The organism is Pseudomonas sp. GXM4 (genome assembly GCF_008923895.1).
GTDB classification, from domain to species: Bacteria; Pseudomonadota; Gammaproteobacteria; order Pseudomonadales; family Pseudomonadaceae; genus Aquipseudomonas; species Aquipseudomonas atacamensis.
Genome location: NZ_WBRZ01000085.1, coordinates 1 through 19,854, shown reverse-complemented (window position 1 = coordinate 19,854; position 19,854 = coordinate 1). Strand labels below are relative to the sequence as shown.

Below are 19,854 nucleotides of genomic sequence, written 5' to 3'. Positions count from 1 at the left end.
CGCTGACCAGAGCTACAGGGGCGTCGCCAAGCGGTAAGGCAGCAGGTTTTGATCCTGCCATGCGTTGGTTCGAATCCAGCCGCCCCTGCCATCTACGAAAAAACGCCAACTTCGCAAGAAGTTGGCGTTTTTTTATGCCTGCGATTTACCGCATTTGGAGCCAAGCAGGCGTGCGCGTTGCCGAAGCACCGCGCACGCCGGTCACTCAGTGCGGTGCGCGCGGGATGGTTTTCATCAGGTCTTCAGGGCTGATGTGGCCGACCACGCTGCCCGGCTGCGGCAGGTTGAGGATGTGGCCTTTCATTTTGCCGATGATGTGCATCTCGCACGGCTTGCAATCGAACTTCAGCGTCAGCACTTCATCACCGTGGATCAACTGCATCGGCGCGACCTTGGTACGCACACCGGTGACGCCTTTGGCCTGTTTCGGGCACAGGTTGAAGGAGAACCGCAGGCAGTGCTTGGTGATCATCACCGGCACTTCGCCCGGCTCTTCGTGAGCTTCGTACGCCGCATCGATCAGCTTGACGCCGTGACGGTGGTAGAAGTCGCGCGCCTTCTGGTTGTAGACGTTGGCGAGGAAGGTCAGGTGCGAATCCGGGTACACCGGCGGCGGCGTGGTTTCGGCCTTGCGGCTGCCACGCGGATGCGCGGCGACACGTGCCGCAGTCAGCGCTTCGATGACTTCGCGGCGCAGGGACTTGAGCTGCGAGTTGGGAATGAAAAACGCTTGCGGCGCATCCAGCTTGATGTCGGTGGCGTGATACTGCGTGGTGCCGAGCTGGCCGAGCAGGTCGCGCAATTGCTCCAGCGCTTGCTCAGGCTTGTTGGCGACACCAAATGGCCCGTTGAGGGTGACGCTGGCGCTGATGCCTTCTTCGCTGGTCGCGGTCACTTCCAGCTGTTCTTCGCGCAGACGAGCGAACCAGCTCAGGGCCACGCGACGTTCCGAAGAGGTCTTCTGCAACGCCTGCTGCCAGTTGTGATCAAGGTTGCGATTCAGCGGGTGGCTCGGACGCAGCTTGAACAGGCCCTCGGGCATTTCGTTCGGCTCGACGCGGTAGCGATAGCGCTTCTCGCCGTCTTCTTCGAACTCGCCTTTGGCCTCGGCGATGTTGGCGCGGAAACCGACCACTTCGCGTTTGACCAGTACGTTCAGACCGTCACCGTTGGACAGCGGCTCATGGGTGACGACCTGCATGTCACGCTTGCCGACTTTTTCCACTGTACCGACCGGCAGGCCGGTGAAGGTTGGCGAATCGAAGGCGCCGATGTCGATCTTGCGATCGGTGACGAAGTAATCGGTGCTGCCACGGTGGAAGGTCTTTTCCGTGTCGGGCAGGAAGAAATGCACGGTGCGGCCGCTGGAGGCTCGGGCCAGGTCAGGGCGGTCTTCGAGCACGTCGTCCAGACGCTGGCGGTAATAGGCAGTGATGTTCTTCACATAGCCCATGTCCTTGTAGCGACCTTCGATCTTGAACGAACGCACGCCTGCTTCGACCAGCGCGCGGATGTTGGCGCTCTGGTTGTTGTCTTTCATCGACAGCAGGTGTTTTTCGTAGGCGATCACGCCACCCTTTTCGTCTTTCAAGGTGTACGGCAAGCGGCAGGCCTGGGAGCAGTCGCCACGGTTGGCGCTGCGGCCGGTTTGCGCATGAGAGATGTTGCACTGGCCGGAGAAGGCCACGCACAGCGCGCCGTGGATGAAGAACTCGATGGCGGCATCGGTTTCATCGGCAATGGCGCGGATTTCTTTCAGGTTCAGCTCACGGGCCAGTACCAACTGAGAGAAACCGGCCTGATCGAGGAACTTCGCTCGCTCGAGGGTGCGGATGTCGGTCTGGGTCGAGGCGTGCAGCTCGATCGGCGGAATGTCCAGCTCCATCACGCCCAGATCCTGGACGATCAGCGCATCGACACCGGCGTCATACAACTGATGGATCAGCTTGCGCGCCGGCTCCAGTTCGTTGTCGTGCAGGATGGTATTGATGGTGGTGAAAATACGCGCGTGGTAACGGCGGGCGAACTCGACCAGTTCGGCGATTTCGCTGACTTCGTTGCAGGCGTTGTGGCGTGCGCCGAAGCTCGGGCCGCCGATGTACACGGCGTCAGCGCCATGCAGGATGGCCTCGCGGGCAATGGCGACATCGCGGGCAGGGCTGAGCAATTCCAGGTGATGCTTGGGCAAGGACATAGTTTTTTTAGTCAGGCGGTCACGGGCAAGGGGCGCATTGTACCTGTGAAACACCCAGGCGGCACCAGCGTGCCGATATCAGGTACGAAGGACCTAGCACATTACGAGGCAATGCATAACTGTAAAGTCTGTCAGTTGTCCGCCCGCGTCCAAAGCGTGAACATCAGGTGGGAGCGGTAGAGTCGCTCTGGCCTATATCACGCAAGACATTGGAGATTAATATCATGAAAGGTAATAACGCCTTCGCGACGATTGGTATCTCGGATTTCGCGTCGTTTAAATCGCGTCCTCGGAAGAAGGCCGAAGTGTATTACAAAGCGGTCGTTTCACCCGATCATCCGGGCATAGGCAAGCCAATATTCTCCGCTACTCGGCATCTTTATTTCGGCGCAAAGGAGACGTTCAGCGTTATTGGTCAATATTTTACGGACGAGGTGGGTGAGATCATTTCATTTGTGATAGATCGCTCCCTTGCGGACGGTACGCATGAAGTTGGCGGGTTCGGAAGCCCTGTGGCGGGATTGATGACTATGTCGCATGAAATTTTATATGCGAAAACAGGAACAATAGAGTTTGCGCGCAAACACGAGGAAGGTATCGATTCGATTACGGCAACATTCAATTTTGAAATCGAGCACCGCGGGCAAACGTACCGGGTATCAGAAGGTAAACTGTTTGTTGTAGCTAGCGGTCCGCTTTAAGTTTCGTGGGTAGACCGTTGACGCCAATTCGCTCAACGGGCAAGCCAGCGCTTGCCAAACGGCCTCATCCTGGTGGCTGCTGTGTTTGGCGCGCGCCCTTAAGTATTTTTCACAGCGTATGCCGCACCCGGAATCGTGGCGGCAGCCTACGCTGTATTTCCGCAAATCAGCCCTTGGCCGCCATCGCCGTCACTTCCACACGCATCCCTTCAACTGCCAGCGAGGCCACGCCTACCGCCGCCCGCACCGGCCAAGGTTTGGCGAAATAGCGTTTGTACACTTCATTGAAAGCCCCGCGATCGCTCATGTCGGTCAGGTAAATGGTCAGGTGCAGCACCCGGTCCATCGAACTGCCGGCACGTTCCAGCGCGACTTTCAGTGCTTGCAGCGTGCACTCGCTCTGCTCGGTGATGCCGCCGAGTTCCAGGCTGCCATCGGCGCGGGTTGGAATCTGCGTGGAAACCATGATGCCGCCGAAGGTGGCAACGTCGGAAGAAATCGAATCGGTGTCGGGATCCGGCGTGAAGATGATGTCTTGATTGGCCATGGGCATCTCTTGTTTGAGTGAATGAAGATTGCGGCAGTTTACAGATTGTTTTCCGCCATGGCCCGGTCGGGTACCGCAACACGTTTGTATAAGCATGTATCAACCCTCAGCGCATACACACGGCAACACCAAACTGCGCCTTCGAGACACATCCGCCCTACATGCCGAGCCCAAAGTAGCCCTCACACCAACACTACGTTCAAGAGGGCATCACCATGTACCGTCAAATGTTTCTGGCTTCTGCCGTTATCTTCGCCTCCCTGACCGGCTTCGCCCATGCGGCGGATGCGCCGGCAACGAACTGGCAGAAAGGTCTGAGCCGCACCGATCTGGTTCGTCAGGATCTCGGCGCTGACAATCGCGAGGTGATTCAGGCGCGTATCGATTTCGACGCTGGCGTCACCTCGCCTCGGCATGCTCATCCCGGCGTGGAAGTCGCCTATGTCATCAGCGGCACGTTCGAGTATCAGCTCGAAGGGCGGGCGCCGGTGATACTCAAGGCCGGCGATTCGTTGTTCATTCCGGCGGGCATCGCGCATGTGGCCAAAAACGTTGGCAACGAGAAAGGCGTCGAACTGGCCACTTACGTCGTCCCGAAAGGCGAACCGCTGCTGATCCTCAAGCCATGAGGCGCCAGTCCGCTATTTCGAGCGCGGCTTGCTCATCGCGCGCTTGATGCGCATCCAGTCCTGATAGGCCGCCGTTCGTTTGGCGTCGGCCATAGCCTTGGCTTCGCTGAAACGGGCCCAGGCTTCAGGATTGTCCGTGTCGTTCTCGATGATCCTGTAAGCCGCTTCTTCGAGCAGATCGGCCTCGCGGAACATCGCGGCATTCTCCGCCATCTCGTCATCCCACGAGCGGCCGAAACCGAATTTCAATGTGCGTTCTGTCATTTCACGTGATCCTCCTCCCAGACCAAAGGTACTGATTCTCGCCATTGCACCTCGGTCACGCCAAAGCGTTCCGCCATCGGTTTGGAGAAACGTTTCAACGGAGGTCGGCCGGGGCGGGGGATGGGCGCGATACCCGCGTCACAACTTGCCCATTGCCACGCTTCGGCATTGTTCATGGTTTTTGTGCGAATGATGAATGACCTGGGCTTCCCGTGAAGCAGGTAATCAATCACGTACAAATCCTCTCCGCTCATACATTTCCTCCGGCTGTTAAGAAGAGGGATATCTGGCGAAATGAATAATTCAGAGAAATTGAAACGGGCGTGATGACCGGCTGATTGGGCGATTTGTAAGTCTGTACGGCAGAGTGAATCTGTACAACTTCGTCTGGAATTTTTGGCTGAATTGCCGGCTGTTAAGGAACGCGCCTGCTACGACGCGTTATCAAGTGGGACGATTCAGGAGTAGATGCACGAGCAGACAAAGTCCGCGTGAACCTCGGTGTCTTCAATCGCCGTAATAAGGCCTGAATGCATGGCTTCTTCAGGATTGATGATGCGCGGCGCTGCTGTCAGATATTTCTCTGTCTCCAGCGCATTTTTTCCGTTGCTCGTACGCTCGGCGACAATCTGGGCGTAGAGGTGCAAGTCGTAATCCAGGCTCATGGCGTATTCCGACATGCGCGAATGATCGACCGAACCTTGCAGGTGCCAATGAAATGGGTGAAACAGAAACTTGCTGTGGGTACAGGCGGTGCGGCGCTGGCCGGCCAGAAAGACAATGTTGCCCATCGATTCGACCGTTCCCAAATTGTGGGTGTGTACCGGAATAGGCAGGGCCAACAGGAAGTTGTACATGGTGAAACCGTAACTGCATTCGCCGCCCATAGTGGCGATGTTGACGATCAGTCGCGGTGCATCTTCCTTTACGGCGAGCGAGGCTTTATCGATCAATTGGCCGCACGTCGAGGCATTGATCGGGCCGGTGAAGTTGATGACATGAACAGGCATGGCGATTCCCTCGGCTGGTCAGGACTCCTAAGCAATAGCTGTAATTTCGCTTGAATGAAAGTGGGCAGGGGAGCCGCGCTCCCCTGCACCCGACGCATCAACTGTTGCGCCCGCCACCATGGCTGTTTTGACCACCTTTCTGACCAGCTTCAGAGGCTTTTTCCCGATCGCTGGCAAAGTTGCCGCCGCTGCTCTGGCCGCCCTTGCTGCCCGCTTCGGACGCTCTGTCCCGATCGTTGGCAAAATTGCCACCGCTGTTCTGGCCACCTTTGCTCCCGGCTTCGGAGGCGCGCTCAGGGTCATTCTTGAAGTTGCCGCCACTGTTCTGGCCGCCTTTACTGCCGATTTCCTGATAGAACTCTTTATCGTGCGAAGCCGAAGTGGCATCACCACCTTTCTTGCCTGCTTCGTTAACCGACATGCTGCCTTGTTGTTTATCTTGTGCCATTTCAAACTTCCTCATTTTCTCTATATAGGCACTCGGCGAATCAAGGATGCACAAACTACGTGCCGTCGTTGTTCGCGAAATGCTCATAAAGTTTACTGATGTCGTTTGCTTTAGTTGGTCTGGCTTGTCTTGTGGCTACAAGTTAGACCTTTGTGCTAAGACGAGCGCTCATAAGTCGGCGTTGTATCCGGTGTCCGGGAGTTTTCAGAATTTACTGCAAGTTCCCGGCGTTCATAACATTCCTGCTGAACACTTTCCCGGTGCCTTGGACTGATTTGCTGTCGTTCGACACAGGGTGACACCGACGGACTGTCCGACCTGGTCACGTGCGAACTGCGCGCTGCTTCGGGATACACTTCCGCTCCCTTGTTTCGTTGCACTTCGCCTCGTGCAAAAGCCGGTACCGTTCTCATGATTACGCTCCATCAGCTGATTTCAAAGGGCAGCGAGGCTGCCCTTGTACCGCTTGCTCAGGACTTGCGACCGCCGCCGTGGCTGTTCTGCCCGCCTTTGCGGCCAGCCTCGGATGCTTTTTCACGATCATTGGCAAAGTTGCCGCCCGACGACTGACCGCCTTTCTTGCCGGCTTCAGAAGCCTTTTCACGATCGTTTGCGAAGTTACCTGGATTTTTATTTCCTGTGGTCATGATAGCTCTCCGATATCAATTAACGTTTCGCTAGTTATGTCCGTTGTCGCACCGGACATCTACTCCGATTACGAGCCGGCAAAAAATGTTTTGAAAATTTTTCCTCAGGCCGATGAACGGTAAGTTTGTGATGAAACTTATACAGTCTGCTGTTTTCTGCGCCGCTTCGTATAACTTTTCGAGTTGCTGGTTGATGTGCAAAAGAGGTTGGAGTTTATTACCGCTTCGCTTCGGAATTCTGACCATTTGTCGGTGCGAAGTTGAACTGTGATTGGCTGAAACTAGAGTCTGTTAAGTGTATGTATTAACTAGTCTGAGGACATTGAGATGACCAATCATCACAAGGATCAACCGTTCGCTGAAGACCCACAGAAAATCAAGGAAGCCGGCAAGAAAGGCGAGAGTCCAGTCAACGTGAAAGTTGATCGGGCCGAGAAGGCACGCGTCGGCGGGCAGCACAGCCATGGAGGCGGCCGTACCGGCAAGGGCGACTGAGTCGGTCGGAAAAGTACCAATCGGCGTCCTCTCTGCGCCGATGCAGAGAGGACTGCTACGCGGAGGCCTATCTGAACCGTGGCAACGGCCGGTCGATCGGTTTGAGCGTCGAGAGCGTATCGCGAATCAGCGGCGCATCTTTTTCGATGTCGTGCAGCCGGTCGCGAATTCGCAAAGCCGTCGGATGCCCGCCCTGATGATCAACCCAGTCGGCAATCTCTTTGCAGGCGGCTGCGAGGCGCGCCTGGCGGGCGTCGAGCAGGGTGAGGAGGGTGGTGATGGACTCTTTTTCGGACATGAAACACCTCCGTTCGCTGAAACGGCTGAGTTGCAACAAAAAGTCCGCGTGGCGCGAACCTTCAGATCAACTATAGAAGACCTGTGTGATCGTGCAAAAAATACCCAGTTCAACTCGTCGGCGAAACCCGTGTAGGGGTGCGTTACGCTGGAGATCAAGACGCCTCGCTTACCTCACACATCCGCTCGAGAAACATCGCCAAGGCTACTTCCTCAGCGCGCAGGCCTTTGCGCACGCGCGGTCGGGGCAGTTCGGCGAGGGCGCCGAGCATGAAATGTTCGACCACTGCGGGGTGGATGTAGCACTTGCGGCACACCGCCGGCGTGTTGCCCAGCTGTTTGGCGACGTTCTTCACCGCTTCGACCACATGGCGCTTGGCTTCGGTTTCCGACTCATGCTGCAACTCGCGCAGCACCGACAACGCCAGGGCGCTGCCCGCCCAGGTGCGATAGTCCTTGGCGGTGAACGCCGCGCCGGTGAGCTTTTGCAGATAGGCATTGACGTCGGAGGAGGTGACGGTGTGCCGTTCGCCATTTTCATCAAGATACTGAAACAGGTTCTGCCCGGGGATCTCCAGGCAGCGCTTGATGATTCGCGCCAGGCGACGGTCCTTGACAGTGATCTGGTGCTCGATGCCGCTCTTGCCACGGAACTGGAACAGGATCGCGCTGCCGTTGACCTCGACATGCCGACTGCGCAACGTGGTCAGGCCATAAGAGCGATTGTCCCGCGCATATTGCGTATTACCGACGCGGATCAGCGTGGCGTCGAGCAAGGTAATCACCGTGGCCATGACCTTGTCGCGGCTGAAGCCCGGCTCATCGAGCAGCGCCTCGAGCTTGCGCCGCAGTTTGGGCAGGGCCATGCCGAAGTCGCGCAGGCGCGAGTATTTGTCGGCGTCGCGCACTTCGCGCCAGCGTGCGTGATAACGGTACTGTTTACGCCCGCGCGCATCGCGGCCGGTGGCCTGCAAATGGCCGCACGGGTCGGCGCAGATCCATACATCGGTGTAGGCCGGTGGTACCGCGAGGGCGTTGATGCGTTTGATTTCCTCCGGGTCGGTGATGCGCTGGCCCGACGGTTCGAAATAGACGAACTTGCCGCGCAGCTTTTTCCGGGTGATACCAGGCTGAGTGTCATCGACGTAATGCAGATCGGCGGGCAGGGCATCTGTCAGCACGGTATCGGGCATGGCGGTTTCCTTCGGTCATACGGCAGTCTGTAACTGATTGACCGCAGGCGCTGGCCGTCGTGCCGAATGATTTACGCGAGCACCGCCACCGCCTTGATCTGCGCCCACAGCCGCTGGCCCGGATGCACGCTCAGTTGATCACGCGAGAAGCGGGTGATCCGCGCCAGCAGCGGCGTGCCGCCGGCATCGAGGCGGATCAGCACATGGGCACTGTTGTCAGCGGCCTGTTCGCTGACAACCGTAACGGGCAGACGATTGAGAATGCTGCTGGCTGCATCATTGTTCAGCGCCAGGCTGATGTCGCGCGCGTGCACTTTGCAGCGCAGAGCCTGGCCCACGGCCATCGGCGCATGGGTGACGCGAATGTTCATTTCAGTGGCCGGCAGTTGCAGGCTGAGCAATTGATAGGTGGCGTCGTAGGCGCTGACCTGGCCTTCGATGATCACCCCGGCGTCATCGCCCAGCGCCAAGGGCAGATCCAGGCGTGCGAGGGTCTCGCCGATCGGGCCGCTGGCGAGGGCTTTGCCATCACGGAGCAATACCAAATGATCGGCCAGACGCGCGACTTCATCCTGCGCATGGCTGACGTACAGCAGCGGAATATCCAGTTCGTCGTGCAGGCGTTGCAGGTACGGCAAGATTTCGCTTTTGCGCCGGCTGTCGAGAGCCGCCAGCGGTTCGTCCATCAGCAACAGTTTCGGGCTGGTCAGCAGGGCGCGGGCGATGCCGACGCGCTGCCGTTCGCCGCCGGACAGATGCTGTGGATGACGCTCGAGCAAATGGCTGATGCCGAGCAGTTCTGTGGCCTGGTTCATATCGACCCGGCGTTGCGACTTGGCGATGCGTTTGAGACCAAACTCCAGATTGGCCAGCACCGACAGATGCGCGAACAGGCTGGCTTCCTGAAACACATAGCCAAGCGCACGTTTATGCGGCGGGACGAAGATGCCCTTGGCACTGTCCTGCCAGACCTCATCGTTGATCTGCACAAAACCGTGCTCGGCGCGCTCCAGCCCGGCGATGCAGCGCAGACAGGTGGTTTTGCCCGAGCCGGAATCACCAAACAGCGCGGTGACGCCGCGGCCCGGCACTTGCAGATCGATATCCAGTTCGAACCCCGGATAAGTGCGTTTCAGGCGTACATCAATCATCGATCAGCTCCAGCCTGCGCGGGTCTTGCGGCTGGAGTACAGCGCCAGCAACACCAGAAACGAAAACACCAGCATCGCCGCGGACAGCCAGTGCGCCTGCGCATATTCCAGCGCTTCGACGTGGTCGTAAATCTGCACCGAGACCACGCGGGTCTTGTCGGGGATGTTGCCGCCGATCATCAGCACCACGCCGAATTCACCCACGGTGTGGGCGAAGCCGAGAATCGCTGCGGTGATGAAGCCGGGGCGCGCCAGCGGCAGGATCACGCTGAAGAACGTGTCCCAGGGATTGGCGCGCAAGGTCGCCGCGACTTCGAGCGGGCGGGTGCCAATCGCCGAGAAAGCGTTTTGCAGCGGCTGCACCACGAACGGCATGGAGTAGATCACCGAGCCGATGACCAGCCCGGTGAAACTGAACGTCAACGTGCCCAGCCCCAGCCATTGAGTGAACTGACCGAGAAAACCGTGCGGCCCCAGCGCCAGCAACAGATAAAAGCCGATCACCGTCGGCGGCAGCACCAGCGGCAGGGCAACGATGGCGCCAATCGGCCCGCGCAACCACGACGAGGTGCGCGACAGCCATAACGCGATCGGCGTGCCGATCAGCAGCAGGATCACTGTGGTCAGCGACGCCAGTTTCAGGGTCAGCCAGATCGCGGCGAAGTCGGCACTGGTCAGTGACATTTACAGTTCATATCCGAAGGATTTGATCACCGCAGCGGCTTTCGGCCCTTTGAGGTAATCGACCAGAGCCTTGGCAGCAGCGCTGTCCTTGCCTTTGTTCAAGATCACCGCGTCCTGTTTGATCGGATCATGCAGAGCGGCCGGGACAATCCATGCCGAGCCACTGCTGACTTTGCCGTCCTTGTAGATTTGCGACAGGGCCACGAAGCCCAGTTCGGCGTTGCCGGTGGAGACGAACTGGTAGGCCTGCGTGATGTTCTGGCCTTCAACGATTTTGCTTTTCGTGGCTTCGCTCAACTGGAGTTTTTCCAGCACCTGGGTGGCGGCGAGACCGTATGGCGCGGCTTTCGGGTTGGCGATGGACAAGTGCTGGTATTGGTTGGTTTTCAGCACGTCACCCTGTGCATCGACATAACCTTCTTTTGCCGACCACAGCGCCAGGGTGCCAATGGCGTAGGTGAAGCGCGAACCTTTGACGGTTTCGCCTTCCTGCTCAAGCTTTGCCGGGGTCGCGTCGTCAGCAGCGAGAAACACTTCGAAGGGCGCGCCGTTTTTGATCTGGGTGTAGAACTGGCCGGTTGCACCATAGGCGGCGACCAGTTTGTGGCCGGTGTCTTTTTCGAAGTCGGCAGCGATGGCCTGGATTGGCGCGGTGAAATTGGCGGCGACCGCCACTTGCACTTCGTCAGCCTGCGCGGCGCCCATGCTGAACATTGCGAGGAGTGAAGCGAAGCAGGCAGGGGCGAGGCGTGTGGCAGCAAGTGTCATGTAAAGGCTCCGTGATCGGCGGTAAATGCTTTGCTTTGGATAACGCCGATACACGGGCGCAATCGCTGTATACGGAAATATATAGCGATACGCCGCCAAGTGGCGAGGGAATAAATCCGCTCGCCGCGTAAATTCAATGACGGTTGAGTTTCGCCAAGGCGCCTTCGGCGAGTTGCCGGGTCAGTTCAGCGCTGCCGATATCCTTGCCGAGCGTAAGCGCCTGTCCGGCCCAGAGGTTGGCAAAGTCGGCGTCATCCTTGGCCCGCAGCGGCATCAGCGCACCGCCAGCCAACGGGAAGGCCGGCGCCTGCGCTGACATCGGGCCGAGTTCACGCATCGCCCGATTGACAATGCCCCGTGCCGGGCGTCCGGTAAAAATGTTGGTGATGGCGGTCTGGCTTTCCTTGGCGGTGCGCAGGGCCTTGTGGTGTGAGGCGCTGACTTTTGCTTCCGGCGTGAACAGGTACGCCGTGCCGACTTGCACCGCCGAGGCGCCGAGCATGAAAGCTGCGGCAACGCCTCGCGCATCGCTGATCGCGCCCGCCGCGATCACCGGCACTTTCACCGCGTCGACCACCTGCGGTACCAGGGCGAAGGTGCCGACCTGGGTGCTCAGATCCTCGCTGAGAAACATCCCGCGATGGCCACCAGCCTCATAGCCCATGGCGATGATCGCGTCGCAGCCGTGTTGCTCCAGCCAGATCGCTTCTTCGACCGTAGTCGCAGACGAAAGGATTTTCGCCCCGGTTGACTTGACCCGATCAAGCAGATTTTTCTCCGGCAGCCCGAAATGAAAACTCACCATTTCGGGGCGGAATTCTTCGAGCACGGCACACGCGGCCTCATCGAACGGAGCACGGTTGGAAACCGGGGTCGGCGCGTCGAAATCGGCACCCAATTCACGGTAGTAAGGTTCGAGCAGGTTTTTCCAGTCACGGGCCCGCTGTTCATCAGGCGCCGGTGGCTGGTGGCAGAAGAAATTGACGTTGAACGGCTTGGTGGTGTGCTGGCGAATCGTCTTCAACTCATCGCGCAGTTGCTCGCTGCTCAGCATCGCTGCCGGCATTGAACCGAGGCCGCCGGCATTGCACACGGCAATCACCATCGAAGAGTTGGTCGCCCCGGCCATCGGGCCCTGGATGATTGGCAGTTCGATCCCGAGAAGATCAAGGATGCGGGTGTCTGGCCACTGGCTCATATAACGAATCTCCGAACGATGAAACGGGCAGGGACGGCAGGCGGTTTTAGCAGTAAAACCGGCTGCGGGGCCAGTCTGAAATTCTGAACATCACGTGCAGTTTTTCAGCGTCGGTGCAAACCGCCACCGCCACCGCCACCGCCAAACGAACGGTTCATCATTTGTGAAGAATGGTTGAAGTTGTGCGTGCGCTGATTGCCGAGACTGCGTGCGGCGGATTCGCGGTTGAGGTTCTGCAGCTGCGCATTGTTGTTCGCGGGTCTGGTCCGGTTGGCACCGCTGCCGGCCACGGACTGCCAGCCGTTGTCGGTTTTCTTGTAGACGTTGCCGTCGCGCCCGGCATAAACGTTATCGCCGACCCGCGCAGCGCCGCCGTCGCGGCCATGGATACCGCCGTATTGCGTGGTGTTGCCGGTATTGGGGTTGTAAACGGCGCCGCGATTGGCGCTGACGTGAGTGCCGCTGCGAACGTTGCCAGCGCTAACCCGTTCTCCGGCGATGGCGCCGCCGTTCGGGCCGACTGCCACGCCGCTGCGCCCGGCAGCGTAGTTGCCGGTGTAGGCGTTGTGCACCGCGCCACGTTGCCCGGCGGCGGCAATGCCGGTACGCGAGTTGTACGAGGCGCCAACCTGACCGGCCCAGCGATTGCCGGTCCAGGCGTTGTAACCGGCGCCATAACGGCTGACTGTCGCACGATCACCCCACTGATGATAAAGATTGCCGGTGGTTCCGGCCCAGCCACCCGGACCCCAGGCCACCGCGCCGCCGCGATAACCGTAGGCTGCGCCACCCCAGGCCAGCGGCGCCGGGTACAGACGCGGACCCCACGCGTAGCCCCAGCCGTAATTTCCCCACCACGGATAGGCGCCCCAGCCCCAGCCCATGGCGACGGTGTTGCCGCCCCAGCTCCAGCCGAATCCGAAGCCGAAGGTCCAGCCAGTCCACGGCGTGTAACGAATCGCGACGCCGAAACCATAGGTCACCGGCGGCCCGTACCAGACGCTACCGACCCACGGCGTATACGGATAACCGGTGCCGTACACCACAACGCCAGTCGCCGGGTCCAGCGTCGAGCCTTGATAGCCCGGCGTGTAGCCGACCACCACGGTATCGCCGCTGGATTCGTAAACCTTCACGTACGTGAGGTAGTGCATCGGCGAGCTGGGCGGAATCGAATAAATCACCGCTGGCACTGAAGTGGCCACACTCCACGGCCCGTTCAGTGAGGTGGCGCTGAACCAGATGCCGTTCTCCACCGCCCACCAACTGTCGTTGTCGACTCGAATAATCGGAGTGGCGCTGTTGACCACGTATTGCAGCGGCGTATTGCTGATCGCTTTGAGCTGCGGCTCGCCGTCAAATTGCGGTGTCGTCATCTTCACCGCGCTCTTGTTGATCGCCGACGTCTGCGGGATCGTGGCCGCAATGGCCGCCTCCTGTGCCTGTGGCGTGCCGGCTACCGAGGCCTTGACGTTCTCTTTGGCGCTGTCGTCAGGAATATTGGCAAAGTCGGCCGGCAGTTTGTCTGCCGGGACAAAGGTCCATGGCCCGCTCATGTCGCTGGCGCGGAACCAGCGCCCGGAGATCAGCACGTAACTGTTCTGGTCGCCGATTTCCTTGAAAATGTGCCCGGTGGTGTTGCTCACGTACAACAGGCTGGTGCCCTGAATCGGTTGCCATTGCGCGGCGCCGTCGGTCACCAACAGTTCCGTTGGCGTGGTGGCGATGAAGATTTTCGGCTGTGGCGGCTTGGCCAGGCTGGGAATCTTGTCCTTCGGATCGCTTTGCCCGGTGAGCAGGTCCACCTGGCGACTCTTGATCGCCGCCTGTTTGGCTTTTTCCAGACTGGCCGGCGGTGCGGCGAGGCGCGTGTAATCGGCGGCCAATTGATCGGCAACCATCCAGCCGTCGAATACGTGCAGGTAATGTTTGCCTTGGGCATCCTTGAGCAGCAGTGGGCGCGTGTTGATCACCCGTTGCAGCTCCGTCCCTTCAACCGGCCGATAGGCCGGCTCGCCGTCGATGTATACGAGAATTGCCGGGCTGTCCGAGCTGATAATGGTCGGCGGCGTGTTTTCCAAGGGCGCGCTGTCGGCTTTCTGTTCAGCGTTGAGCACCCCAACCGCTGCTTCCAGCTGATCCAGTGAAATGGTTTTCTTGCGGCTCTCGGCATCTTTTTTCAGGATGGCGAGCCACGTGTCGGCCTGTTTGGCATCGGCGGGGAAATCGGCCTTGATGATTTTGTACTGATCGAGCGCGACCCAGCGGGTGGCCTTGTCGACGAGGGTATTAGCGCTGAACTGGACGATGCCGTAGGTGGACTTGCCATCGGCAGCCGTGGCTTCGACCGCCGCGCGGGCATTGAGCGTATAGCCGTCCCAACTGTCGAGCTGCGGCTGATACACCGTCAGCTTGCTCTTGCCGCTGCTGATCACCTGCGGCCATGTCGGCTCGCTTGGCGCCGCGTTCGGCTTTGCCGCTGGTGCGGCTGCCCAGGCATTGCCAAGTGTCAGCAGACATAACATCAGCAGCGAGGGTAAAGCGCTCAGGAAAGGCATCGTCAGCTCCATCGACACACCGGTTCGCAAGGCAAAACCGGGAAAACACAACCGTCGAAAAAGCATAGCCGCCCGCCGTGGATTTACCCGGCAGATCGAGCCGTTAGCGCAAAGTCGAGTGTGGCAATGTGTTGCGATGTGCTATTTCAAGGCATGCTTGTTTCAAATCATTTTCGAGAGGCCGTCATGTTCAACGCCATCCTGATCGACAAAGACGACAGCGGTTATCGCGCCAATCTGCGGCAAATCGATGAACAGCAACTGCCCGAAGGCAACGTCAGCGTGAACGTCGCGTACAGCACGCTGAATTTCAAAGACGGCCTGGCGATTACCGGCAGCAGCCCGGTGGTACGCAAGTTTCCCATGGTGCCGGGGATCGATCTGGCGGGGACTGTCGAGTACAGTTCGCATGCGGATTTCAAGGCGGGCGATCGGGTGCTGCTCAACGGTTGGGGCGTCGGTGAAAACCACTGGGGCGGGCTGGCGCAAAAGGCTCGGCTCAACGGTGACTGGCTGATTCCACTGCCCGAAGCTTTCACCCCGGCGCAAGCCATGGCCATCGGCACCGCCGGCTACACGGCGATGCTGTGCATTCTGGCGCTGGAGCGCCATGGCGTAACGCCGGATCACGGCGAAGTGCTGGTCACTGGCGCCAACGGCGGGGTCGGCAGCTTTGCCATCGCCTTGCTCAGCAAGTTGGGATACCGCGTGGTGGCATCCACCGGCCGCGTGTCCGAGCATGAATATCTGGAGCAATTGGGCGCTGCCGAAATCATCGATCGCGCCACCTTGTCCGAACCGGGCACGCCATTGGCGAAGGAGCGTTGGGCGGCGGTGGTCGATTCGGTCGGCAGCCATACATTGGCCAACGCTTGCGCCAGCACGCGTTCGGAAGGCGTGGTTGCGGCATGCGGGTTGGCGCAAGGCATGGATTTCCCGGCCTCGGTAGCGCCGTTCATTCTGCGCGGCGTGACGCTGGCTGGAATCAACAGCGTGACCCAGCCCAAAGCACGCCGTATCGAGGCCTGGGAACGACTGGCCAGGGATCTGGATTTCTCTTTATTGCAGCTGATCAGTCAGGAAATCAGCCTGAGCGAAGCCCTTGAGGCTGCGCCCAAACTGCTTGCCGGGCAACTGCGGGGCAGGGTGGTGGTCGACGTCAATCGTTGAGTTCGCGCTCAAGCAGTTGGCGTTTGCGCTCGACGCCCCAGCGGTAGCCGGAAAGGTTGCCATCGCTGCGCACCACGCGGTGGCAGGGAATCGCCACCGCCAAGCGGTTGGCCCCGCAAGCCTGGGCCACCGCACGCATCGAAGTCGGCGCGCCAATGCGTTGCGCGATTTCGGCATAACTGGCGGTGCTGCCTGCGGGAATCTCCCGCAGCGCCTGCCAGACCCGCTCCTGAAACGCGGTGCCGCGTATATCCAGCGGCAAGTTCAGGCCCGTCGCGGGCGCTTCGACAAAGCCGACGACGCTGGCGACCACCTGTTCAAATTCGCGGTCGGCGCCGATCAGGTTGGCCTTGCGAAACTGATCCTGCAGGTTGCAGACCAGCTGATGCGGATCGTCGCCGAGCAGAATCGCGCAGATCCCACGGTCGCTTTGCGCCACCAGAATCGCCCCCAGCGAGCATTGGCCAACGGCAAAGCGAATGTCGTTGTTCTGCCCGGCGGCGCGGTAATCGGTGGGCTTCATGCCCAGCAGTTGATCGGCTGATTCGTAGAAACGGCTGTTGGAATTGAATCCGGCGTCATACAGCGCGTCGGTCACCGAGCCGCCGTCCGCCAGGCGCGCACGCAGTTTGCGTGAGCGATGCGCCGTGGCGTAAGCCTTGGGCGTCAGGCCGGTCGCGGCTTTGAATACTCGATGAAAATGGAAAGGGCTAAGGCCTGCGCCGGCGGCGAGGCTGTCGAGCGCGGGCAACGTCTCGCACGCTTCGATTTGCCGGCAGGCCGCTGCGATGATCGCCGCGTGCTGCGCGTCATTCTGGTCCTTGCTGGCGCGTTTGCTCGGCCGATATCCGGCAGCTTCGGCCAGTTCGGCAGTGTCGAAAAATTCGACGTTCTGCGGTTTCGGCAAACGCGCAAGGCTGCTCGGTCGGCAATAAACGCCGGTGGTTTTTACTGCGTAGACAAACTGCCCGTCCGCACGCGGATCGCGCGCAACCACGGCGGCCCAGCGTGGATCGTCTTCAGTTCTGATCGTCTTCGAAAGCGTGTCCATGAGAGGGAATCCGTTGACCTGTTTGAGTCAGGTTAACCAGCATCGTAACCCGCGACACTCCGCGCCTTGCGGTCAAACTTTTATTGAACGCCCGCGACGCGGAAGGTGATGTTGATGCGCCGCTCGCCCAAGAGCGGGTGATGGCCGGGTTTGATTGGCAGCACGCCGTGATAGCGCAGACGGTCCACGCCGCCCCAGACCACCATGTCGCCATGCAGCAGCGGGATGCGCCGGGTTTTATCGCTGCGTTCGAAGCCGCCAAACAGAAACATCGCCGGCAACCCCAGCGACAACGAAACGATGGGCGCGGCATAACCCTTTTCGTCCTTGTCCTGATGCAGCGACATCTTGGCGCCGGGGACGTATTGGTTGATCAGGCAGGAGTCGGCCTGAAAACCCGGGAAGCCTGCGCGTTCCGCCGCCTCGTGGGCCAAATCGGCAAACACCGCCGGCATTGATGGCCACGGCAAGCCGCTGAGTGGATCGACGCTGGAATAGCGGTAACCGCTGCGATCAGTGATCCAGCCCAGCTGCCCGCAACTGCTGGTGCCGACCGACATGCTGAAACCGCCGGGCGTAACCATGTGGCGTAGCGGGGCGGCGGCAAGAATGGCTTCGAGCTCGGTCAGCAGTTGCTCGACCTGCGGCAAGGCGAATCCGCGCAGCACCCACGATTGTTCGCCGATCTGCTCGGCGCGGGGCTGCTGTACGGGTTCGTTGTCGGCGAACAGGTCAAACGTGGTCGGTTGCATGATTCGGTTACAGCGCTTTGCTGACCTTGATGTCACTGAGTTCTTCGTCAGCGTGCATTTTCTTCAGCGCCGCTTTCGCTTCCTCGTCAGTGCCGGTTTCCAGTTCAGCGAATTCGAAACGCTGTTCACCGTCCAGTTTGTACTTGATCACGTATTTGGTTTTTTGCGCCACGGTCATGTTTCCCTTTCAGAATAGGCTGTGCGTCTCAGCTCAGTTTGGTGCTGGAGCGACGGATGATCTTGATCGAGTGGGTCAGCGTCGGCTTGCGCGTGACGCTGATTGCGCGGCGGTTGACGGTGTCGATGGTGATGTTCCAGAAGCCGGTGCTCGGTGCGGTGATGCGTGCCGGAAACGTGTCGAACGCGCCGCCGTGGTAGGTGTGACGGCCGCCGTTTTTGAAGCTGCGGAAGTTGGCGTCGTTCATCAAACGGATGTTGCACATCTGCGAGCATTGAATGACGACGATGTCGTCTTCGTTGAGGTGCTCGCGCTGGTGAATGAATTTCATGGGCGCCTCCAGAAGGGCTTTTTCTACTAAATCAAAACGATAGCTTGTCGATGGGCGCAGTTTATCAGCCCGCACGGGTTATTATCTGGCCGTCGGGCGTTGCTTTGACAAATTTTGAACAGAACTTCGCCATGGCAGGCGGGTTAAATGCACAAGGCCCCGGAGAAAAGCGGCATTTGTGCTGTCGGACGGTCTTTGACGGAGGATTGATATGAAGTGGGGTGTGGTGTGTGTGCCGTTGATTCTGGCGATGGCCGGTTGTGCAAATGTTTCCGAAATCAATGAAACACTGCCAACCATGAGCGTGATCTCCGGCAAAAAGCCCCAGGAGTATGCGCAATGCCTGACCGACAAGCTCGCTGACAGTCGCGGCGCGTTGCAGGTGCAGCCGCAGAAGGACGGTGTAAGAGTGATCGTCCCGGGTAAACTTTCTTCAGGCCCGGCAGCCGTGTTTGATATCGAAGATCGCGCCGGCGGCAGCAGCATCAAGCTGCATGAGCGCATGTCCAACGTGCCGGTTCGCCCTCGCGATGTGCAGAAAGCCGCGAACGCCTGTATTTCCGGCTGATAGACTAGCGAACATCAGCACCCGATGCCGTCACAGTCCTGCTGTGGCGGCATTGTCATTTATGGAGTCGTGATGAAGCGAGAGCATGTGCGGGAGCGCCACGCAGAGGGCCTTATCTCTGCCACTCATGTCATCCAGAACCCGGCGAATCCCGGTGAATGGATCGTGTTTTTCAAGAAGAGTGCAGGGCGCAGCTACTTTTTGGTGGATGACAATGATGAAGTCGAGTCCTTCAATCGGCTTGATGATCTGATCGAGGTCGTCCGTGGCCTCGGGATCAAGTTTGCCGAAATCCACATGTAAGGCTTACTTGCAGACGACCACGACGTTGCGGGTCTTGTAATTGCCAACGTCAACGCCCAGGGTTTTGTCATCTTCCTTGGGCGCCGGCGTGCCATCGGTGCCGACGATGCGATAACCGGTGCCAGCGCAGGAGGCATCGGCCTTTTCGTAGCACATGGCCCAGGAGTTGGCTTCGCCGGAACAATCGATGCTCAGGCCCTGTTCGCCATTGTTCAGATAGGTGGGCTGCGAAGTGGCACAGCCGCTCAATACCAATACCGCGAGAAGCGGCTGCAGTTTGTTCAGGTTCATGGTTGCGTGGTCTTCAAGTGGGGGGACTGGATGCTCTGACAGCGCCGCGATGAAAAGGTTATAGCGATTGGCCACTTGTTTGCCAACAAGGCACAAAAAAGCCCTGCATGCTGGCAGGGCTTGGCGCAAGTGCGGACAGGATCAGTCTTGATCTTTACCACGGCGCTTGGAAGAAGCAGGTGTATCGGTGAACACCGAGGCTACATCCGTCGCCATCTGCTCGCTGTCGAAAGGTCCGGCGATGTGTTCGCCGTTGGTGGTGGTCAGCGTCCACTTGCCGTCTTTCTTGTCGATCACATACCCGTTGATGATTTTTACCGCAGCCATCTGGTCATTCTCGTTCGCTGGTTCAAAGGCGCCATGATAGCGGCAAATGCTCGCATTGGGGGCTGATAAGCGTATGGTGATCCTGTTTGCCCGGATCTT

Annotated in this window: 26 protein-coding genes and 1 tRNA gene; 7 read left to right on the top strand and 20 right to left on the bottom strand. The window is 59.2% G+C overall.

Translation table 11 applies throughout. The features are described 5' to 3' along the window. The first annotated feature begins 16 nt into the window (after positions 1 to 16). Positions 17 to 91, top strand: a tRNA-Gln gene (locus F8N49_RS13265). A gap of 114 nt (positions 92 to 205) precedes the next feature. Here F8N49_RS13265 and F8N49_RS13260 read toward each other — a convergent pair. Further along, on the bottom strand, positions 206 to 2,194 hold the full coding sequence (locus F8N49_RS13260) for a U32 family peptidase (RefSeq protein ID WP_151551708.1): 1,989 nt from the start codon (positions 2,192 to 2,194) through the stop codon (positions 206 to 208). Positions 2,195 to 2,418: 224 nt separating this feature from the next. On the opposite strand from F8N49_RS13260, the gene F8N49_RS13255 reads away from it, so the two are divergent. Next, positions 2,419 to 2,895: a hypothetical protein gene (locus F8N49_RS13255; protein ID WP_073476705.1), complete on the top strand. Its 477-nt coding sequence runs from the start codon at positions 2,419 to 2,421 to the stop codon at positions 2,893 to 2,895. A 166-nt stretch (positions 2,896 to 3,061) separates the two neighbouring features. On the opposite strand, the gene F8N49_RS13250 is transcribed toward F8N49_RS13255, so the two are convergent. Beyond that, complete coding sequence (locus F8N49_RS13250; protein WP_073476703.1) at positions 3,062 to 3,442, bottom strand: RidA family protein; 381 nt, start codon at positions 3,440 to 3,442, stop codon at positions 3,062 to 3,064. Positions 3,443 to 3,657: 215 nt separating this feature from the next. On the opposite strand from F8N49_RS13250, the gene F8N49_RS13245 reads away from it, so the two are divergent. Then, positions 3,658 to 4,071, top strand: coding sequence for a cupin domain-containing protein (locus F8N49_RS13245; RefSeq protein ID WP_151551706.1), 414 nt, complete (start codon positions 3,658 to 3,660; stop codon positions 4,069 to 4,071). A 12-nt stretch (positions 4,072 to 4,083) separates the two neighbouring features. On the opposite strand, the gene F8N49_RS13240 is transcribed toward F8N49_RS13245, so the two are convergent. From F8N49_RS13240 to F8N49_RS13220, 5 genes are all read right to left on the bottom strand, one after another. Then, complete coding sequence (locus F8N49_RS13240; protein ID WP_122602898.1) at positions 4,084 to 4,335, bottom strand: hypothetical protein; 252 nt, start codon at positions 4,333 to 4,335, stop codon at positions 4,084 to 4,086. Continuing rightward, entirely contained in the window at positions 4,332 to 4,589 is a 258-nt protein-coding gene (locus F8N49_RS13235; protein WP_073476698.1) for a DUF6555 family protein, read from the bottom strand. The genes F8N49_RS13240 and F8N49_RS13235 overlap by 4 nt, the downstream gene beginning before the upstream one ends. A gap of 204 nt (positions 4,590 to 4,793) precedes the next feature. After that, positions 4,794 to 5,345: an ATP-dependent Clp protease proteolytic subunit gene (locus tag F8N49_RS13230; RefSeq protein ID WP_073476696.1), complete on the bottom strand. Its 552-nt coding sequence runs from the start codon at positions 5,343 to 5,345 to the stop codon at positions 4,794 to 4,796. 97 nt (positions 5,346 to 5,442) lie between these two features. After that, positions 5,443 to 5,793: a general stress protein gene (locus tag F8N49_RS13225; protein WP_073476694.1), complete on the bottom strand. Its 351-nt coding sequence runs from the start codon at positions 5,791 to 5,793 to the stop codon at positions 5,443 to 5,445. Between the two features lie 470 nt (positions 5,794 to 6,263). Then, complete coding sequence (locus tag F8N49_RS13220) at positions 6,264 to 6,440, bottom strand: general stress protein (RefSeq protein ID WP_016774938.1); 177 nt, start codon at positions 6,438 to 6,440, stop codon at positions 6,264 to 6,266. 327 nt (positions 6,441 to 6,767) lie between these two features. Between F8N49_RS13220 and F8N49_RS13215 the strand changes: the two genes are divergently transcribed. Beyond that, positions 6,768 to 6,935, top strand: coding sequence for a general stress protein (locus tag F8N49_RS13215; RefSeq protein WP_110645428.1), 168 nt, complete (start codon positions 6,768 to 6,770; stop codon positions 6,933 to 6,935). Between the two features lie 67 nt (positions 6,936 to 7,002). Here the strand turns inward: F8N49_RS13215 and F8N49_RS13210 are convergent, their stop codons facing one another. The 7 genes from F8N49_RS13210 to F8N49_RS13180 all read right to left on the bottom strand — a co-directional run bounded on the left by F8N49_RS13210 (position 7,003) and on the right by F8N49_RS13180 (position 14,784). Then, positions 7,003 to 7,233 carry a hypothetical protein gene (locus F8N49_RS13210; protein WP_016774936.1) on the bottom strand — a complete coding sequence of 77 codons (231 nt, stop codon included), beginning with the start codon at positions 7,231 to 7,233 and terminating at the stop codon, positions 7,003 to 7,005. Between the two features lie 154 nt (positions 7,234 to 7,387). Continuing rightward, positions 7,388 to 8,425, bottom strand: coding sequence for a DNA topoisomerase IB (locus F8N49_RS13205; protein WP_151551703.1), 1,038 nt, complete (start codon positions 8,423 to 8,425; stop codon positions 7,388 to 7,390). Positions 8,426 to 8,496: 71 nt separating this feature from the next. Next, the gene (gene modC / locus F8N49_RS13200) at positions 8,497 to 9,576 is read right to left on the bottom strand and encodes a molybdenum ABC transporter ATP-binding protein (RefSeq protein ID WP_151551700.1); all 1,080 of its coding nucleotides are present in this window, start codon (positions 9,574 to 9,576) and stop codon (positions 8,497 to 8,499) included. A gap of 3 nt (positions 9,577 to 9,579) precedes the next feature. Next, entirely contained in the window at positions 9,580 to 10,260 is a 681-nt protein-coding gene (gene modB, locus F8N49_RS13195; RefSeq protein WP_151551697.1) for a molybdate ABC transporter permease subunit, read from the bottom strand. Next, a complete protein-coding gene (gene modA, locus F8N49_RS13190) occupies positions 10,261 to 11,028 on the bottom strand; it encodes a molybdate ABC transporter substrate-binding protein (protein WP_151551693.1) in 768 nt (255 codons plus the stop codon). Between the two features lie 133 nt (positions 11,029 to 11,161). Further along, positions 11,162 to 12,226 carry a nitronate monooxygenase family protein gene (locus F8N49_RS13185; RefSeq protein WP_151551690.1) on the bottom strand — a complete coding sequence of 355 codons (1,065 nt, stop codon included), beginning with the start codon at positions 12,224 to 12,226 and terminating at the stop codon, positions 11,162 to 11,164. Between the two features lie 104 nt (positions 12,227 to 12,330). Next, positions 12,331 to 14,784 (bottom strand): autotransporter, encoded by a 2,454-nt coding sequence (locus F8N49_RS13180; protein ID WP_151551687.1) that lies wholly within the window; start codon positions 14,782 to 14,784, stop codon positions 12,331 to 12,333. Positions 14,785 to 14,970: 186 nt separating this feature from the next. Here F8N49_RS13180 and F8N49_RS13175 point away from each other — a divergent pair, with 186 nt between their 5' ends. Next, positions 14,971 to 15,954, top strand: a complete 984-nt coding sequence (locus tag F8N49_RS13175) for an MDR family oxidoreductase (RefSeq protein ID WP_151551685.1) — start codon at positions 14,971 to 14,973, stop codon at positions 15,952 to 15,954. Here the strand turns inward: F8N49_RS13175 and ada are convergent. From ada to F8N49_RS13160, 4 genes are all read right to left on the bottom strand, one after another. After that, entirely contained in the window at positions 15,944 to 17,005 is a 1,062-nt protein-coding gene (gene ada / locus F8N49_RS13170) for a bifunctional DNA-binding transcriptional regulator/O6-methylguanine-DNA methyltransferase Ada (RefSeq protein ID WP_151551683.1), read from the bottom strand. The two genes, F8N49_RS13175 and ada, sit on opposite strands and share 11 nt — an antisense overlap. A gap of 80 nt (positions 17,006 to 17,085) precedes the next feature. Further along, a complete protein-coding gene (alkB, locus tag F8N49_RS13165; protein WP_151551680.1) occupies positions 17,086 to 17,757 on the bottom strand; it encodes a DNA oxidative demethylase AlkB in 672 nt (223 codons plus the stop codon). Between the two features lie 7 nt (positions 17,758 to 17,764). Beyond that, entirely contained in the window at positions 17,765 to 17,935 is a 171-nt protein-coding gene (locus F8N49_RS27910) for a hypothetical protein (protein WP_016774926.1), read from the bottom strand. Between the two features lie 28 nt (positions 17,936 to 17,963). Continuing rightward, complete coding sequence (locus F8N49_RS13160) at positions 17,964 to 18,266, bottom strand: DUF1883 domain-containing protein (RefSeq protein ID WP_007912251.1); 303 nt, start codon at positions 18,264 to 18,266, stop codon at positions 17,964 to 17,966. Between the two features lie 211 nt (positions 18,267 to 18,477). On the opposite strand from F8N49_RS13160, the gene F8N49_RS13155 reads away from it, so the two are divergent. Together F8N49_RS13155 and F8N49_RS13150 are read left to right on the top strand one after the other, a co-directional pair. Beyond that, positions 18,478 to 18,834: a hypothetical protein gene (locus tag F8N49_RS13155; protein ID WP_016774925.1), complete on the top strand. Its 357-nt coding sequence runs from the start codon at positions 18,478 to 18,480 to the stop codon at positions 18,832 to 18,834. Between the two features lie 72 nt (positions 18,835 to 18,906). Continuing rightward, on the top strand, positions 18,907 to 19,137 hold the full coding sequence (locus F8N49_RS13150; RefSeq protein ID WP_016774924.1) for a hypothetical protein: 231 nt from the start codon (positions 18,907 to 18,909) through the stop codon (positions 19,135 to 19,137). A gap of 3 nt (positions 19,138 to 19,140) precedes the next feature. Here the strand turns inward: F8N49_RS13150 and F8N49_RS13145 are convergent, their stop codons facing one another. Both F8N49_RS13145 and F8N49_RS13140 read right to left on the bottom strand, forming a co-directional pair. After that, on the bottom strand, positions 19,141 to 19,428 hold the full coding sequence (locus F8N49_RS13145; RefSeq protein ID WP_071172599.1) for a hypothetical protein: 288 nt from the start codon (positions 19,426 to 19,428) through the stop codon (positions 19,141 to 19,143). A gap of 141 nt (positions 19,429 to 19,569) precedes the next feature. After that, a partial coding sequence (locus tag F8N49_RS13140; RefSeq protein ID WP_372241026.1) for a hypothetical protein occupies positions 19,570 to 19,854 on the bottom strand: 285 nt, incomplete at its 5' end.